This window comes from Acinetobacter sp. SwsAc6 (genome assembly GCF_013391565.1).
GTDB classification, from domain to species: domain Bacteria; phylum Pseudomonadota; class Gammaproteobacteria; order Pseudomonadales; family Moraxellaceae; genus Acinetobacter; species Acinetobacter cumulans.
The window spans coordinates 1-15,995 of record NZ_JACAXE010000046.1; the positions used below are offsets into that span (position 1 = coordinate 1).

The 15,995-nt window shown below is 39.4% G+C and carries 15 protein-coding genes; 8 read left to right on the top strand and 7 right to left on the bottom strand.

What is annotated here, in order from left to right:
- Nucleotides 1-315: 315 nt before the first annotated feature.
- Nucleotides 316-858, bottom strand: coding sequence for a DUF962 domain-containing protein (locus tag HYG93_RS18270; RefSeq protein WP_106986379.1), 543 nt, complete (start codon nucleotides 856-858; stop codon nucleotides 316-318).
- Between the two features lie 103 nt (nucleotides 859-961).
- Between HYG93_RS18270 and HYG93_RS18275 the strand changes: the two genes are divergently transcribed.
- Complete coding sequence (locus HYG93_RS18275) at nucleotides 962-1,672, top strand: Crp/Fnr family transcriptional regulator (protein WP_106986378.1); 711 nt, start codon at nucleotides 962-964, stop codon at nucleotides 1,670-1,672.
- A gap of 153 nt (nucleotides 1,673-1,825) precedes the next feature.
- Here HYG93_RS18275 and HYG93_RS18280 read toward each other — a convergent pair whose 3' ends face one another.
- Both HYG93_RS18280 and HYG93_RS18285 read right to left on the bottom strand, forming a co-directional pair.
- On the bottom strand, nucleotides 1,826-1,975 hold the full coding sequence (locus tag HYG93_RS18280) for a hypothetical protein (RefSeq protein ID WP_165382507.1): 150 nt from the start codon (nucleotides 1,973-1,975) through the stop codon (nucleotides 1,826-1,828).
- 389 nt (nucleotides 1,976-2,364) lie between these two features.
- Nucleotides 2,365-2,847 carry a hypothetical protein gene (locus HYG93_RS18285; protein ID WP_106986377.1) on the bottom strand — a complete coding sequence of 161 codons (483 nt, stop codon included), beginning with the start codon at nucleotides 2,845-2,847 and terminating at the stop codon, nucleotides 2,365-2,367.
- A gap of 103 nt (nucleotides 2,848-2,950) precedes the next feature.
- Here HYG93_RS18285 and HYG93_RS18290 point away from each other — a divergent pair, with 103 nt between their 5' ends.
- From HYG93_RS18290 to dapC, 5 genes are all read left to right on the top strand, one after another.
- The gene (locus HYG93_RS18290; RefSeq protein WP_106986376.1) at nucleotides 2,951-3,697 is read left to right on the top strand and encodes an AzlC family ABC transporter permease; all 747 of its coding nucleotides are present in this window, start codon (nucleotides 2,951-2,953) and stop codon (nucleotides 3,695-3,697) included.
- A 1-nt stretch (nucleotide 3,698) separates the two neighbouring features.
- Nucleotides 3,699-4,046 carry an L-valine transporter subunit YgaH gene (ygaH, locus tag HYG93_RS18295; RefSeq protein ID WP_106986375.1) on the top strand — a complete coding sequence of 116 codons (348 nt, stop codon included), beginning with the start codon at nucleotides 3,699-3,701 and terminating at the stop codon, nucleotides 4,044-4,046.
- Between the two features lie 318 nt (nucleotides 4,047-4,364).
- Nucleotides 4,365-5,576: a formate-dependent phosphoribosylglycinamide formyltransferase gene (gene purT, locus HYG93_RS18300; RefSeq protein ID WP_171356361.1), complete on the top strand. Its 1,212-nt coding sequence runs from the start codon at nucleotides 4,365-4,367 to the stop codon at nucleotides 5,574-5,576.
- Nucleotides 5,577-5,609: 33 nt separating this feature from the next.
- Nucleotides 5,610-8,276 (top strand): [protein-PII] uridylyltransferase, encoded by a 2,667-nt coding sequence (gene glnD, locus HYG93_RS18305; RefSeq protein ID WP_121533219.1) that lies wholly within the window; start codon nucleotides 5,610-5,612, stop codon nucleotides 8,274-8,276.
- A gap of 24 nt (nucleotides 8,277-8,300) precedes the next feature.
- Nucleotides 8,301-9,470 (top strand): succinyldiaminopimelate transaminase, encoded by a 1,170-nt coding sequence (gene dapC / locus HYG93_RS18310; RefSeq protein WP_121594707.1) that lies wholly within the window; start codon nucleotides 8,301-8,303, stop codon nucleotides 9,468-9,470.
- Nucleotides 9,471-9,584: 114 nt separating this feature from the next.
- Here dapC and HYG93_RS18315 read toward each other — a convergent pair whose 3' ends face one another.
- The 4 genes from HYG93_RS18315 to msrB form a co-directional block, all read right to left on the bottom strand.
- Nucleotides 9,585-10,031, bottom strand: coding sequence for a TonB C-terminal domain-containing protein (locus tag HYG93_RS18315; protein ID WP_178962748.1), 447 nt, complete (start codon nucleotides 10,029-10,031; stop codon nucleotides 9,585-9,587).
- 110 nt (nucleotides 10,032-10,141) lie between these two features.
- Nucleotides 10,142-12,001 (bottom strand): M48 family metallopeptidase, encoded by a 1,860-nt coding sequence (locus HYG93_RS18320; RefSeq protein WP_178962749.1) that lies wholly within the window; start codon nucleotides 11,999-12,001, stop codon nucleotides 10,142-10,144.
- Between the two features lie 251 nt (nucleotides 12,002-12,252).
- Complete coding sequence (locus HYG93_RS18325; protein ID WP_106986369.1) at nucleotides 12,253-12,735, bottom strand: glutathione peroxidase; 483 nt, start codon at nucleotides 12,733-12,735, stop codon at nucleotides 12,253-12,255.
- Nucleotides 12,732-13,151, bottom strand: coding sequence for a peptide-methionine (R)-S-oxide reductase MsrB (gene msrB, locus HYG93_RS18330; RefSeq protein ID WP_106986368.1), 420 nt, complete (start codon nucleotides 13,149-13,151; stop codon nucleotides 12,732-12,734). The genes HYG93_RS18325 and msrB overlap by 4 nt, the downstream gene beginning before the upstream one ends.
- 228 nt (nucleotides 13,152-13,379) lie before the next feature.
- Here msrB and HYG93_RS18335 point away from each other — a divergent pair, with 228 nt between their 5' ends.
- Nucleotides 13,380-14,810 carry a pyridoxal phosphate-dependent aminotransferase gene (locus HYG93_RS18335; RefSeq protein ID WP_178962750.1) on the top strand — a complete coding sequence of 477 codons (1,431 nt, stop codon included), beginning with the start codon at nucleotides 13,380-13,382 and terminating at the stop codon, nucleotides 14,808-14,810.
- Between the two features lie 243 nt (nucleotides 14,811-15,053).
- Nucleotides 15,054-15,848 (top strand): rRNA large subunit pseudouridine synthase E, encoded by a 795-nt coding sequence (locus HYG93_RS18340; protein WP_178962751.1) that lies wholly within the window; start codon nucleotides 15,054-15,056, stop codon nucleotides 15,846-15,848.
- Nucleotides 15,849-15,995: the final 147 nt, after the last annotated feature.

Here is a 15,995-nt window from a genome sequence, read left to right on the forward strand (position 1 = left end):
ACACAGCGCATTGGGTTATGTATCGCCTTTTGAGTTTGAAGCAATGTACTATGATAAGATTAACCCGTTAGGTCACGTGGCCTAACTTAAATAAAAATGTCTCCGACAAACCCGGTACGGTTCAAAAACCGAGGCTCAAAAAGCCAATGTAAGTGCCCAAAAGGCCAAAGCTAGCGCAGAAAAAGCAACACAAGATGCTCATACCGCACAACACAACGCCAAAGTGGCAAAGTCGTAAATAAACTTAAATTACAAACACCAAAAAGGCTGATCTCAAATCAGCCTTTTTAACATGTAATTGTTATATATTTTACTTTATGACGCACTCACCGAATGCGCAACCTTCGCATCCATCAATGCACGTTGCTGATGTGCCTCTTGTAGCATTCTATGTTCCATGTCTTTTCTAAAACCGAGCATAAACACCATTTCAGCCAGTACAAATAATGGTCCAATGGCTAAGCCAATGACATCATCCATAAAAGCGGGTTTTTTCTTTTCATAAAAATGACCCACAAATTGAAATACCCAGCCCACAACAAATATTCCAATACTTGCACTCAACCAAGCAACCCAACCCCACTGTGCAATGCTATGTGCCAATGGATACATCAGGGCAAACACGAGCAACATAATGAAACCGAAAATACGGTCTAAGCTCAGATAGTACAAAATGCTTAATGCCATAATGACCAATGCCAACGTAATTTCTAGACCAGAAATCATGACGCCTGCACGTGCTGTTAAACAAATAATTGAAAATACAATCAAAGGAATACCCACAAAATGCGTCAGTATATTTTTATGATCTAAATGATAAGCCGCATATTGGCTCAGTAAGGTTTCAAGTTTAGTCATCGCCAGCATCCTTGTACGAGTAATGATTTCACTATATAAAAAGAGTACAAGCCAAGTTGTCGTATAGCCGACAACTGATAAAAATAAATGGATTTTTACCAGAATGTTAGATCAACAGTACCAGACACAACTCAGCAATAACTATTGGTATGCACAGCTCAGTCCAGAGCATCAGCAATATATTGCGACACATAGTCAATTACTTGAGTTTAATAAAGACCAAAATATCTTTTTATCTGGTGACGCCTTTAATGGCATGTATGCTGTTTTAAACGGCGCTATACGCTTAGGCTATATTGATATTCAAGGTAAAGAAGCCATAGCAGCCATTGCTGAACCCATTATGTGGTTTGGTGAAATATCATTAGTCGATCAACTGCCCCGCTCGCATGATGCAATTGCCTTGCAAAAAACTACAGTATTACATTGGCCAAGCCGCAGTATTCAACATTTACTCAATGAACAACCACAGTTTTGGTTTCATATCGCACAGCTCACCAGCCAAAAACTTCGTTTTGCATTTTTAGAACTGATTTCAATTCAAACTCAAAATATCCGCCAACGTTTAGCACAGCGTCTACTGTTTATTTTAAATGGCTATGGCAATCATATTACGATTGAGCAACGATCTATTCACCTCTCTCAAGAGCAACTTGCACAAATGCTGATCTGTTCTAGACAAACCATTAATCAAGCCCTTCAAGAGCTTGAAAAACTAGGCGTACTCAAAGTGGCTTTTCGTAAAATTGAAATTTTAGATTTAGCATTGCTTCATAGGATTGCACATACACTAACGATTCATGAACCTGAATAGCGCAATTCATTGTGTGTTGCTGTAGATCGTAGCGTTTTATATCATTTTTAATACCGAACAGATCAACTGGAATATTTTGGTGCAATTACCCGCACCATTACTGACATACTTATTGTTTTTTGATCAATTTAAGTGCGCTAATCTCATACAAACTTAAGATAAAAGCTTGCACACATCTACGCTATCAAAGCCATTTTGACAGTTTGCAACTTCATTTGATTGTTCAGTATTGCTGTTAGCACTGACATTGGTTGCCATACTCAACATAAGAACAGAAACCACACAAATTAATGCTTTTTTCATCTTAATCACCAATTCTATATTTAATTTTTCATACAAATAAATTTAAATTTCAGAGTTATTTTCACATAATTTATCAAATTGTGATAATTTATTATTTTTATTAACTTATAAATTAAAAATATCACTCATCGAAAATACATCTAAATAAAATTAACAATACACTTTTTAAAAATAAGTCCAACTATAAAAAAGATCATTTAATTCAGCCATATAGAGTTTATTATTCCTATTTTTTAAATTACACCAACCTATAAGCCACTCAATTCAATACTTTATCTAATCTTTTTTAAGTTTTAAAAATACTCAAATATGTAAAAAACACTACAAAAAAAAGCCGTAAAAATAAATTTACGGCTTTTTAACCATTGTATTCTGAGGCTCAATCAAGCTTAGACTCCAATTTTCTTTGGATCTGTATTGCCTAAATTAGGATTATCAATTGCACCCTGACACTGCTTTTTATCGCGTTCATAGTCAGCTTGCTTTTGTGCTACATCACTCGAACTTTCAAGCACTTCGCGCGCCCAAATATCTAAACTTGTGAGTGCTTTCCGGCATAAGGCATATTTGCCTTCTGTCACAGAATCAGTCATTTTGACATTAATGCGCCAGTCCGTACTCAATTTCCGCGCAGGCTTACGTACTTGCCCATCAAGCTCTGCAATTTTCTTTTCATAAACCAAGTGATCCACTTGATTAATCAGTTTCCATGCCTCATTGGCATATACCGTTGCATCATTCGTCAGTTTTGGTGCAGGCTTAATCACCACTTTTTCTTCAGCCTGATCTGAACTATTGCCACATGCTTGCAACATCCATACGCTGCACAGCAAAATAGTTGTTTTAAAAACAACTGACTTGAAGCTAAACATAGCGAATTCACTTATCCAAACATTTCGGCACTATGCTAGTAAATTCAGGTACAATACTCAACGTCGTTTTGACCCTTTGTTTAACCTCCCGCTAAGGTGTGTCGTGTCTGAGCACAAAACTCCTCCTATAAAAGTAGCTGGTTTTTGGCAAGGTGCCAAAGATAGCCAAGCCATTATCTTTACTTATCTTCCTGTTTCTTTTGCATTTGGTGTATCTGCTACTCAATTTGGCTTTAGTGCTTGGGAAGCATTGTTTCTTTCATGCTCTATGTATGCAGGTGCTAGTCAATTTTTAGTTGTTGCCTTACTTGGAAGTGGCACCTCGATTTGGATGACTGCACTTACCGTCATAGCACTTGATATTCGACATTTACTTTATGGCCCAGCCCTACAAAACCTCATTCAAGACCGCCTGAATCTAAAGAAAACAGCCGTCTGGGCATGGGGTCTTACAGACGAAGTTTTTGCCTCTGGCATGATCAAATTGTCTCAGCGTCGCCAAGAATGGTCTGAGTCTTGGATGCTTGGCCTCAGTTTATTTAGTTGGATGTCTTGGGCACTCGGTTCTTTTTTAGGTGGCTTATTTGCAGATCAGGTCAGCAACCTACCGCAATTTTTACAAGCGGCCCTCGATTTCTTATTACCTGCGCTTTTTCTTAGTTTCTTGTTGGCTGCTTTTGAACGCAAACATACTTTCGTGGTTGCTGTAACCGTTGTTGTATCTGCTGTTGCATGTTATATGATTGATTTATCAGCAGCTATTTTCATTGGTATATCTTCAGGCATATTGGCAGGTTTGTTTAAGCATTATGTCTTAAAAAAACCAGACCCAGAACACAAAGAGGCCTAATATGAACTTAGAAATTATTGTGGTCGGCATTGTGGTTGGTATTGCTAACTTTGCATCTCGCTTTGGACCATTTTATTTTATCCAGAAATTCCAAAAGGATTCGCAAAAGCGAGGCTCACTTTGGCTCAAAATTGCCTTAGGTGCGATTGGGATTTCAGCCATTAGCTCCATGCTCGTGGTCGCAACATTGCCTCCATTACTTGAAACCCCAGACAAAAGCGTTGCGATGCTGGCAGGATTTATTGTACTTGCTGGGCTTTATTTCAAATTTAAGCAAATTGTTCCTGCGACTTTAACTGCAGCCTTAACCTATGGTTTGGTCTACACCTACGTGCCATTTCATTTTTAGTATTCACACAGGCTTACACGAGGGCGCATGCAGATTAGCATGCGCTTTTTTTACAGCGATTATTAATTTAGGTTCTTGTTTTACATCGGCCCAACTTTAACTATTGTAACTGATCAATACCGCATTCATACGAATACGTATTTTAGTCAGCCAATGCGCTTATATATTTTTAATTATTGAATCTATAAAAGTTTTTTCACTTGCTACACCAACTATCTTATAAATAAAATTGTTGGACAATATCATTTATTTATGTGAACCAATACTTATCTACCCAATAAGTTCTGCTATGCTAAAAGCCCATAAAATCAAGCATGGATGATTTACATGAGCGTGACTATTGGTACTCCACTTCAATCTTCAGCGTTTAAAGTTTTACTTTTAGGCTCAGGCGAATTAGGTAAAGAAGTGGTGATTTCACTGCAACGACTTGGCGTGGAAGTCCATGCTGCTGATCGTTACGACCATGCCCCTGCGATGCAAGTTGCACACTATTCACATACGCTCAACATGGCAGACCCTACCGAATTAAAACAATTAATAGAAAGCGTAAAACCAAACTTAGTTATTCCAGAAATTGAAGCCATTGCAACACAAGTTTTAGTTGAATTAGAACAAACAGGCACACATATTATTCCTTCGGCAAAAGCCGTTAACCTCACCATGAACCGCGAAGGTATCCGTCGCCTTGCTGCAGAAGAGCTTGGTTTACCTACTTCTGCTTATCGATTTGCAAATACACTTGAGTCTTTCCGTGCAGCCTGTGATGACATCGGCTATCCAAATTTTGTTAAGCCAGTCATGTCGTCATCAGGTAAAGGACAGTCGCGCGTTAAAAGTTTTGAAGAAGTTGATGCCGCTTGGGAATACGCTCAAACTGGTGGTCGCGTAAATCAAGGTACAGTCATTGTTGAATCACAAATTGATTTTGACTTTGAAATCACTTTACTGACTGTACGCTCAAAACATCCCGAAACAGGTGAAATTGAAACATCATACTGCGACCCAATTGGACACCGCCAAGACTCAGGCGATTACGTCGAAAGTTGGCAACCACAAATCATGACAGCTGTCGCACTCGAAGAAGCCAAACGTATTGCACACAAAGTCACTGTCGCATTAGGTGGTTGTGGCATCTTTGGCGTGGAACTGTTTGTCAAAGGCGATAAAGTATGGTTTAGTGAAGTATCTCCTCGCCCGCATGACACTGGCCTTGTTACATTGGCATCTCAGTTCCAAAGTGAATTTGAGTTACATGCACGTGCCATTTTAGGACTACCTGTAAATACCGCACGACATAGCACAGCAGCCAGCGCTGTTATTTATGCGGGTGTTGATGATACTAATTTGTCATTTTCTGGCTTAAATCTTGCTTTGGCAAACCCGAATACCGATTTGCGCTTATTTGGTAAACCAGAAGGCTTTAAGCGTCGTCGCATGGGTGTAGCCACTGCGCGTGCTGAAACGACTGACCAAGCACGTGAACTCGCGACCCAAACTGCACAACTCATTAGTGTTCATCAAAATTAAGTTAGTCATACACATTTAAACGGACCCTTGTTCATGATCGATACTCTTCCATTGCTGGATTATGCTCAAAATAGCCACGACATTAAGGCCATTAACCAATGGCGTACAGATGTTGAAAATCAGCTACAAGAGCGTTTTGAACAAGGGCTGTCGATTCGTGAAATTATTGTTACTCGCTCCGATCTGATTGACGAAGCGCTTAAATTCTTATGGCAACACGCTGAATTAGAACATAGCCAGTTAGGTCTTTTTGCCGTTGGTGGTTACGGCCGACGCGAAATGCTCCCTTACTCAGACGTGGATATTATGATTCTGTCTGAGGATGACATTCCAAAAGAATTAGAAGCCCAAATTTCAACGTTTATTTCTTCACTCTGGGATGTCGGCAACTTTAAGCCCGGTATTAGTGTACGCACGATTGCGGACTGTGTAACGCAAGCAGCAAGCGATTTAACTGTTGCCACGGCTTTAATTGAAGCTCGTTTAATTACAGGCAACGAACATCTTGCAAAATGGCCACGTCGCATTGTGTCGCAAACATGGACGGATAAAACCTTCTTTGATGCGAAAATGCAGGAACAAACCAAACGCTATGCACAACACAACAATACCGAAAGTAACTTAGAACCTGATATTAAAAATGCTCCGGGCGGTATTCGCGATATCAACCAAATTGGTTGGATTGCAAAACGTCATTTTCGTGTCAACCGTATTTACGACTTAGTCCATTTGGGCTTTATTTCAGAATTTGAACTGGGTGTACTCGAAGAAGCTGAAAGCTTTCTTTGGGAAATTCGCCACCACCTACACCGCTTAACCAAGCGTGACGAAAACCGTCTGTTGTTTGACTATCAACGTGAAATCGCAGCCAAATTTGGCTATCACCGTGAAGAAGACAAATCGCCTAACTACCCAATCGAACAATTCATGAAGCGCTACTACCGTAGTGCACAACAGGTCTCTACGCTGAATGAAATGCTATTGGCGTACTTTAATGAATCTGTCATTACACCGCGCTTGCCAAGTTATGAACGACAAATTGAAGAAATCAATGAGAATTTTAAATTAGTCGATGGCAAACTGGCAGTTCAACATCACAAGATTTTTTCAGAGAATCCAAGTGCAATTTTAGAAATTTTCTATTTACTTGCTAACCGCCCTGAAATTGAAGGTATTCGTGCACGCACATTACGTCTATTAACCTTAGCCGCAAAACGGATTGATCAGTCTTTTCGAGATAATCCTGCGCATCAAGCGCTATTTATGGAGATTATCCGCTCACCGTATCGCTTATATGACACACTTGTAGCTATGAAACGCTATGGTGTTTTGGGCAATTACATCCCTGCTTTTGGCCAAATTATGGGCCTGATGCAATATGATCTCTTCCATATCTATACAGTTGATGCTCACACCCTACTGCTTATTCGTAATTTAAACCGCTTTAAAGAACCTGAATTTGCAAAAGACTTCCCTGTCGTAAGCTCTGTATTCCAACGCCTTGCGCGTCGTGACATTGTGTATTTAGCAGCAATTTTCCATGACATTGCCAAAGGCCGTGGTGGTGACCATAGTGAACTTGGAGCATCGGATGCTATTGCATTCTGTCTAGCACATGGCTTTACTGAGCGTGAAGCAAACTTGGTTGCATGGTTGGTCAAAAACCACCTGCAAATGTCTGTTACTGCACAGAAAAAAGATATTTCTGATCCAGATGTAGTAAAAACCTTTGCCGAAACAATGGGTGATATGGAGCATCTCGATTATCTTTATGCTTTAACCGTTGCAGACATCAATGCAACCAACCCAACGCTTTGGAATACATGGCGCGCTTCGCTCATGCGTCAGCTCTACACTCAAGCACGTGATGTAATTCGTTCGGGCATTGGTCGACCAGTCGACTATCAAATGCTGATTGAAGACACCAAGTTTGCTGCCAGCGAATTATTGGTTGAAGAATTCTCACTCGATGATGTTGAAAAAGTATGGCAAGAATTAGGCGATGAATATTTTGTCAAAGAATCTGCCAATGAAATTGCATGGCATACCCGTGCCATTTTAAAACATGGTAGCAATCCCGAACCTTTAGTGCTCATGCGCGCACATCGTAAATTCGCGCAAGATGCCGTACAGATCTTTATTTACACTCAAGACCAACCGAACCTATTTGCAACAACGGTTGCAGTGCTTGACCGTATGAATTTAGACGTCCAAGATGCGCGAATTATTACGGCACTGAAGTCATTTAGCTTAGATACGTATGTAGTCCTCGATCGCTTTGGCACCTTACTCACGGACCCAGATCGTGAACATACGGTCATTGATGCCTTAATTAAAGCACTCAGCCAAGCAGATGTTTATCCTGGCCTCATGCAACGTCGTATTCCTCGTCAATTACGCCATTTTGATATTGAAAATACAGTTGCAGTCACCCTTAATGAAGCCTTACAACAAAACATGGTGGAAATTGCGACACTTGACCACCCCGGCTTACTTGCTAAAGTTGGTGGTTTATTTATGATGCAAGGACTAGATATTCATTCTGCACGAATTGCGACTTTAGGCGAACGCGCAGAAGATATTTTCTTTGTGACTAAAAAAGATGGCATCCCCATGAATGCGAACGAAGCAGAAACATTTGCAGCGCAGCTCAAAGCAGCGCTCGATGAAGCTTCGAACCAAGTATGTAGTCATCATTAACTTAATTTAACTGGTAAAGGTTTCATGAACTCTAGTTTGTCATTATTACATCCATATCCATTTGAAAAATTGAATAAACTTTTCGCGGATATTCAACCAGCAGCACTGCCTTTAATTCCACTATCTATTGGTGAACCAAAGCACCCTGCACCAGAGTTTGTGAAACAAGCCATTATTGACAACTTTAATCATCTTTCAACCTATCCAAACAGTAAAGGCTTGCCTGAGTTACGCACCAGTATTGCTAACTGGCTAGCACGTCGCTTCAAGTTAAATACTATTAGTGCTGAAAATCATGTACTTCCAGTATCAGGTACACGTGAAGCAATTTTTTCTTTTGTACAAGCGCTCGTAAACCGTGAAGAAGCACCTTATGTAGTGATGCCAAATCCGTTTTACCAAATTTATGAAGGTGCAACCTTACTCGCTGGTGCACAACCATATTTCATTAACTGCACAGAAGAAAATAACTATTTAGGTAATTTCGATGCTGTGCCTGCGGAAGTCTGGGAAAAAACAGCATTGTTATTCGTCTGCACGCCGGGCAATCCAACTGGCGCAGTACTGTCTAAAGAACAATTTAAAAAGCTCATTGCACTGTCTGATCAATATGGTTTTGTGATTGCTTCTGATGAATGCTATTCAGAGCTTTGGTTTGATGAAGCACCTGTAGGCTTACTTGAAGTTTGTGCTGAAATGGGCCGTGACGACTATAAAAACTGTGTCGTATTCCATTCTCTCTCTAAGCGTTCTAACCTTCCAGGCATGCGCTCAGGTTTTGTGGCTGGTGATGCGGCGTTACTTAAACCTTATTTGCAATATCGTACTTATCACGGCGCTGCAATGCCTGTACAACATCAACTGGCTTCAATTGCAGCCTGGGATGATGAAACACACGTAGAAGAAAACCGTCGTTTGTACCGTGCAAAATTTGAATTATTCCAAAATGAGCTTGGTCATTTACTTCCACTACAAAAGCCAGATGCTGGCTTCTATTACTGGTTAAAAGTCGACAATGATGAAGCTTTTGCCAAAATGCTGATGGAAAAAGCACATATTAAAGTGCTTCCTGGTCGTTATTTATCACGTGATACGGCGCAAGGTAACCCAGGTGAAAACCATGTACGTATGGCGCTGGTTGCTGATATTGCACAATGTGAGCAAGTCATACAACGCTTAAAAGCGATCTTGTAAGTATCAATTAAGCATAAAAAAGCCCCAACTTTGGGGCTTTTTTATTGCCGTCAACACCAGTAATAAACATCTCAAATATGACTAAAACATGGCATTTCAGATTCTGATTTTCTGCTAAAGCGGTGGTGCAATATTAAATTCATGGACTAGACTATAGCGCAGTGTTCTTTCCACCATCGGTAAAGGCTGTAATTTGGCTTGTTGCAAAGCATCATGCACTCTCTGATCTACACGCACAGAACCTGAGGATCGGATGGTTTTAGATTGTAAAATCTGGCCTGATCCCGCCTCCACAATCATTTCCACCTTAATGGGCTGGCGATAGCTCTGATAATCCTCCGCATTCACCCGAAAGGATGGCTGTACCCGCCACGTCACTTCATATTGTCGTTTGGCAATTTTAGGATCAATCACATAAGGTTGAGTATCAACCTTATACTCAGCAACAGGTGTGGTCAGCATTTTTAATAGTTCATCAGTTTGAGTATCCGCAAAAGCAGACCCAGAAAAAATAGCGCTAAAAGAAATCCATACAAAGTGAAATTTATAATGTTGAACCACAATAACCCTCTTATGGATTTAATTTATTATCAGTTTTCAATGCTTAGCCACGCATACCACCACCTTGTTAAACACGCACTAAGCCACTCACTCAATATAAATGAACCCTGCTATCTTTGCAAAATTGCTGAATTAGGCGTTTTTATTATTTTTTTAGACAGTACCTTCATTTCTGACAAATCACTACACACTAAAAAAGTTTCACCTGGAAAAGTAATTGTAGATTTGAGCACATTGATGGTTTGAAGTACCAGTTCAGCATCTACTTTATCAAACATACCGTCCTTTAAGCTAAACGCAAAAACAAAGCAAGGCTGTTCATTTAAATACTTAGTCCGCTTTCTTACCAGCCACATTTTTTGAATTGAACTAAATTTTTCTAATTTGCTGAGTAGCTGATTCAACTCATCTTGTGCCAAACCATGCGACATGAACTTGTCATTTGACGAAATCGTCTCACGCTCTTGCGCTGCCTTCATTTCAATTTCAACACGTTGCTCTAGCATCTGTCTAAAATGTGTCGCTTGTGCATGATCCTCTACATCTTCATAGTATTGAATCAATAATTCACAACTTGGAATCGTAAAAAATGCATTCTTATTCATGGCCTGTTGCAGTAAAGTTATGCCTTGTACGTCTTTTCGTATAATCAATTCTTTGGCATACAGATAAATCGCATGCTCATGCTCTGGAAAATATTGATATAACTGTGCCTTCAGTTCAAAAGCACGTTCAGGCTGATAAGCAACATATTCGGTTAATTCGATATAATTTATACGCTCTTCAAAGGTTAAACTGTCCGTCGGCTTTTCAGATAACTGTGCCAAATAGTCTTTTTGCTCTTGAAATACCTGATGATGCTTTTGCCAATCATACTGCACCGATTTTTGCCATGTTTGATCAAACTCAGTGGCTATTTCCAGTCGTTTTTGTCCCAATAAATAATCTGAAGTTTGACCTTGTACAGGATAATTCACCCGAGCAACTTGACCAATCGACTTTAAACGATCTGATAATGATGGATGTGTATCCTCAAAATTGGTATGCACATTTAAAGAATGATTTAACCAAACGTGCGTATCTTCACTAGAAACCTCATCAGAGAAACGTTGTACATAACCCGTATAAGGCAAAACATTTGGTCGAGATGACGTCTCAGCTTGCTTAAAAATTTTAGGCCAATAATTTTCCGACAAATAAAACCCAATAACATTCACCGTGCTCAGTGTTTCCGCTACGACTTCTGCAGAAGTTAAGTTCACTGATATTTTATCGGCCTCATATTCATTCGCCCGTGCAATCGGAAATGAATATGCCACAAAATAAGGAACAAACCGCTTTAAAAATGGTCGAAAAATAATATCGACATGACTCACCTTTTGCTCAATTTCAGTAAATAATTGTGCCCAGCGGATACGTTGTCTGTAAATCCAATTGGCTGTCCGCGCATGGTTTTTGGATAAATGACCAAATTCATGTGCTAAAACAGCAGTTAACTGTTCAACCTTTAAGGACTGCATCAAAGGCAAACCTATAATTAAATAGTTTTCATACCAGCCAAAGATTCCTAAACGTGGCCGTTGTACCACAGCAGCATTAAAATCATCGGTAATTAATACATGATTAAATTTGACTGCGTTCAACTGCCCACTTAAACGCTCAATAATTTTAAAAAGCTCAGGTGCATCTTTTTCCGAGATTTCAATTCCAGTCGGTGCATCCACCGTAACCCAAAGTGAACGCACCACAACAAATAAAAATACCCCAGCAATCGCAATCAGTTTAATTGCAAAAGCTTTCAAAACTAAAATGGATAAACAGGCAAGGATTAAAAGAACTAAAAGAATGAAAACCCCAAACACGATATAAAAATTACCTAAAAGTGCCAGTAACATCACTTTAGTTTGATAGGCTTTTGGATTTTGTCGTAACTCACGTTCTAGTTTTTCAATTAATTTAGGGTCATACATTTATTATTTTCCACAGATTAAATCCATTATTTTTTATCAAAAGCGTGTCTTTTTATACTGCTTATACTGCATCCCTCAGTATAAAAATAAGCCATCTTATGCTCAAAATTTTGATTTCTTTTTTGAATTGATGCTCAGCCAAAGCTGTGTATGTTAGTTCAATCTAAATGCAAATAAAAAGTAACCCATTGGCTACTTTTTTATTTTGCACAATATGCATGACTATTTTCTTTTTAAGCAGATCAAGCTTTTTAACTGGCAAGCGCTTTTTCAATATCTGCTTGTAAGTCTTCTGGCTTGGTCGTTGGCGCATAGCGATTGATGACTTTGCCATCTTTACCAATTAAAAACTTTGTAAAATTCCATTTAATACCACTTCCTAAAATACCTTTAGAATTATTGGTTAAATAACGGAAAATGACATGCGCTTCTGCACCTTTTACATTCACTTTGGCAAACATTGGAAATGAAACGCCGTAGTTTTTTTCACAAAAGCTACCAATTTGCTCATTAGAACCAGGATCTTGGCTACCAAATTGGTTACATGGAAAACCCAATACTAGCAAGCCCTGATCTTTATATTCTTGATAGAGCTTTTCTAGCCCAGAAAATTGTGGTGTAAAGCCACATTTACTGGCTGTATTCACAATCAAAAGCACTTTGCCTTCATAATCGGCAAAAGATTTGTTTTTCCCATCTAATAATTCAGCTTCAAACTGATATATGTTGGTCATGGATAAGTTTCCTCGTCATTTTTTTCTTGTGTTTTTAGGTCTAAGGAAGCCGAATTCACGCAATAACGCAATCCTGTCGGCTCTGGGCCATCAGGAAAAACATGCCCTAAATGTGCGTCACAATGATGACAAACTATTTCAGTTCTGACCATACCGTGCGTCGTATCCAAATGCTCTTCAATAACCACACCATTAACAGGACGTGTAAAGCTTGGCCAGCCACAACCGCTATCAAATTTAGACTCCGATGTAAATAATGGTTCACCACAACAACGGCATACATAGGTGCCTTCTTGCTTGGTATTCCAATATTTACCTGTAAACGCTGGCTCCGTCCCCTTTTGACGTGTAATGCGAAACTCTTCTGGCGACAACTCTCTTTGCCATTCTCGTTCTGTTTTATTGAGTTTTCCCATGATGACGTCCCTTTATATCGTGCTATTTAAAATAGGATAATCCTATATTTACGTCATTCAATGTTAAATTTCTAGTCTTTATTCAACAATTTACAAAATCGATATAATGACCATAAAAGCAAAAAGTAAGCATTTTAAATTAACAAGTAAGCAAATTAAAAAATTAAATGCTTTTTTGTGAGCAAAATAAGTGTTAGGCTTAGCTCTACTCTTGCTCAGGATTAAAAAATGTCGCAAAAAAAGAGCGTAATTTTTAAAAATCTGCTGCCCGTGATTAAACAATATCAGCAGGCTGGGTTTACGCATGAAAAAATTGTTGCTTTACTCAAAGATGAACACCATCTTGACTTAGTAACAACAGAGACATTTAAAAGCTATTTATACCGTTATGCAAAAGTGACCTCCACTCCTTCCGAGACTATAAAAATGCCGAACACTATCAACACCCCACGCGAAATTAAGAAATCGTCTAAGCTTGAGCATGTATGCTACGACATTCGCGGACCAGTGTTACGAGCGGCCAATGAAATGGAAGAAGCTGGCCATAAAATTATTAAACTAAATATTGGTAACCCTGCACCATTTGGCTTTGAAGCGCCACAAGAAATTATTAATGACGTTGCATTAAACTTACCTAATGCGATCGGCTATACCGACTCAAAAGGTATTTTTCCTGCACGTAAAGCAATTTGCCAGTATTACCAGCAAAAAGGCATCCTTAACATGCACGTAAATGACGTGTACGTAGGTAATGGTGTATCTGAACTGATTGTTATGGCTATGCAAGGCTTGCTGGATGATGGCGACGAAATGCTCGTGCCAATGCCTGATTACCCACTTTGGACTGCAGCAGTTAACTTATCTGGCGGTACAGCGATTCACTATAAATGTGATGAAGAAAACTTCTGGTATCCAGATATTGCAGATATGGAAAGCAAAATCACACCAAACACCCGTGGTATTGTGATTATTAACCCGAACAACCCGACTGGTGCTGTATATCCACGCCACGTGCTTCAACAAATTGTAGATCTTGCTAAAAAATACGATCTCATTTTATTTGCTGATGAAATTTACGACAAAATCGTTTATGACGGCATTGAACACGTTTCTGTAGCTGCTTTAGCAGGTGATCAACTGTGTATCTCATTTAATGGTTTATCCAAATCATACCGTATTGCAGGTTATCGCTCAGGCTGGATGGCAATTACAGGTGATAAATCGCGTGCGCTAGACTATATTGAAGGTTTAGACATGCTGGCATCTATGCGCCTCTGTGCTAACCATCAAGCACAATATGCGATTCAAACCGCATTAGGTGGCTATCAGTCTATTAACGATTTGATCCGTCCAGGTGGCCGTTTATACGAACAGCGCAACATTGCTTGGGAAATGTTGAATGATATTCCTGGTGTTTCATGCGTGAAACCTGAAGGTGCAATGTACTGCTTCCCGAAATTAGACCCAGAAATTTATCCAATTCAGGATGATGAGAAGTTCATGCTGGACTTCTTAAAAGTAGAGAAAGTTTTATTGGTACAAGGGACTGGCTTTAACTGGCCAACACCGGATCATTTCCGTGTGGTATTCCTCCCTGCCGAAAATGAACTGCGTGAAGCATTAACGCGCTTAAGTCGCTTCTTGGCAAAAATGCGTTAATTCGCTCTTTAAAAAAAACCGCATTCTGTGCGGTTTTTTTTGGCCTAAACGAAACACATCACATCCAAAAAAATGCATTTTTAAAAAATATTTGCGGTTATACATTACTTTTAATCCGTCTTCACGCATAATACTCGTATGCAAATTCACTTTATTTGAGATTTATACAAGAAACCTCTATGTTTCTTTTTTCAATAAATCCTCACCAATTTCTAATTCATGTAATTACAGAAGTTATTTTTTATGAAAATCGTCATTCTTAACAAGCCTTATGACGTGCTCTCCCAATTCCGCAAAGACGAAGCTCACATGACGATGTCAGACTTCGTAGATGACCCAACACTTCGTTTGGCGGGTCGTTTGGATATGGACTCTGAAGGCTTAGTATTTTTAACAGACCATGGTGGTTTAAACCAATACATCACCAACCCTGAAAACAAAAAGTTTAAAACTTATTTGGTACAAGTCGATGGTGATGTAACTGAAGAAGCTTTAGAAAAACTTCGCCAAGGTGTTGAATTAAAAGACGGTATGACTTTACCTGCTAAAGCAAGTAAAGTTGAAGAGCCTGAATGGTTATGGGAACGTGATCCTCCTGTACGTTACCGCGCAAATGTACCAACCTCTTGGGTTGAAATTTCAATTTGTGAAGGCCGTAACCGCCAAGTTCGTCGTATGACGGCTGCTGTTGGTTTCCCAACTTTACGTTTAATTCGTACTAAAATTGGTTCTATTGACTTAGTTCAAATGGCTTTACAACCAGGCGAAACCAAAGATATCGAGCCTTTATTGTATAAAGACTTTCAAAATGTACCAAAGGAAGAACCTTATCGCTCACGTTCATACGTGAAAAAGCCAGGCGGTACGGGTGGTAAACCAATGGTACGTAAGAACAAAGATGGTTCTGTGAAAAAGTCAGGTACTAAACGTATTTGGCAAATGGAGGAGAGCGAAAAGCCAAAACGTCGTACCAATGGTACAACACGTCCAAATACCAAAGCGCCACGTGGTAGTCGTAGCCGTAATGGTCGTGGTTAATCCCCTCTGAAATTAAAATTAGAGACTGTAAATAAAACTGTGTAAACGCTTAGACTATCCCTCAACGCTGTTAGGGGCAACACAGGTGTTTACCATGAAAGATGAAGCAATGCTGGCATTAGCCAAAGAATTTGCCAAGAACTTAAA

What these genes read in the sequence shown, in the direction of transcription:
- HYG93_RS18340 (WP_178962751.1), top strand. Translation starts at nt 15,054, where the DNA reads ATGAAAATCGTCATTCTTAACAAGCCTTATGACGTGCTCTCCCAATTC.
- glnD (WP_121533219.1), top strand. Translation starts at nt 5,610, where the DNA reads ATGATCGATACTCTTCCATTGCTGGATTATGCTCAAAATAGCCACGAC.
- HYG93_RS18335 (WP_178962750.1), top strand. Translation starts at nt 13,380, where the DNA reads ATGTCGCAAAAAAAGAGCGTAATTTTTAAAAATCTGCTGCCCGTGATT.
- HYG93_RS18325 (WP_106986369.1), bottom strand. Translation starts at nt 12,735, where the DNA reads ATGACCAACATATATCAGTTTGAAGCTGAATTATTAGATGGGAAAAAC.
- HYG93_RS18280 (WP_165382507.1), bottom strand. Translation starts at nt 1,975, where the DNA reads ATGAAAAAAGCATTAATTTGTGTGGTTTCTGTTCTTATGTTGAGTATG.
- dapC (WP_121594707.1), top strand. Translation starts at nt 8,301, where the DNA reads ATGAACTCTAGTTTGTCATTATTACATCCATATCCATTTGAAAAATTG.
- HYG93_RS18320 (WP_178962749.1), bottom strand. Translation starts at nt 12,001, where the DNA reads ATGTATGACCCTAAATTAATTGAAAAACTAGAACGTGAGTTACGACAA.
- msrB (WP_106986368.1), bottom strand. Translation starts at nt 13,151, where the DNA reads ATGGGAAAACTCAATAAAACAGAACGAGAATGGCAAAGAGAGTTGTCG.
- ygaH (WP_106986375.1), top strand. Translation starts at nt 3,699, where the DNA reads ATGAACTTAGAAATTATTGTGGTCGGCATTGTGGTTGGTATTGCTAAC.
- HYG93_RS18285 (WP_106986377.1), bottom strand. Translation starts at nt 2,847, where the DNA reads ATGTTTAGCTTCAAGTCAGTTGTTTTTAAAACAACTATTTTGCTGTGC.
- HYG93_RS18275 (WP_106986378.1), top strand. Translation starts at nt 962, where the DNA reads ATGTTAGATCAACAGTACCAGACACAACTCAGCAATAACTATTGGTAT.
- purT (WP_171356361.1), top strand. Translation starts at nt 4,365, where the DNA reads ATGATTTACATGAGCGTGACTATTGGTACTCCACTTCAATCTTCAGCG.
- HYG93_RS18270 (WP_106986379.1), bottom strand. Translation starts at nt 858, where the DNA reads ATGACTAAACTTGAAACCTTACTGAGCCAATATGCGGCTTATCATTTA.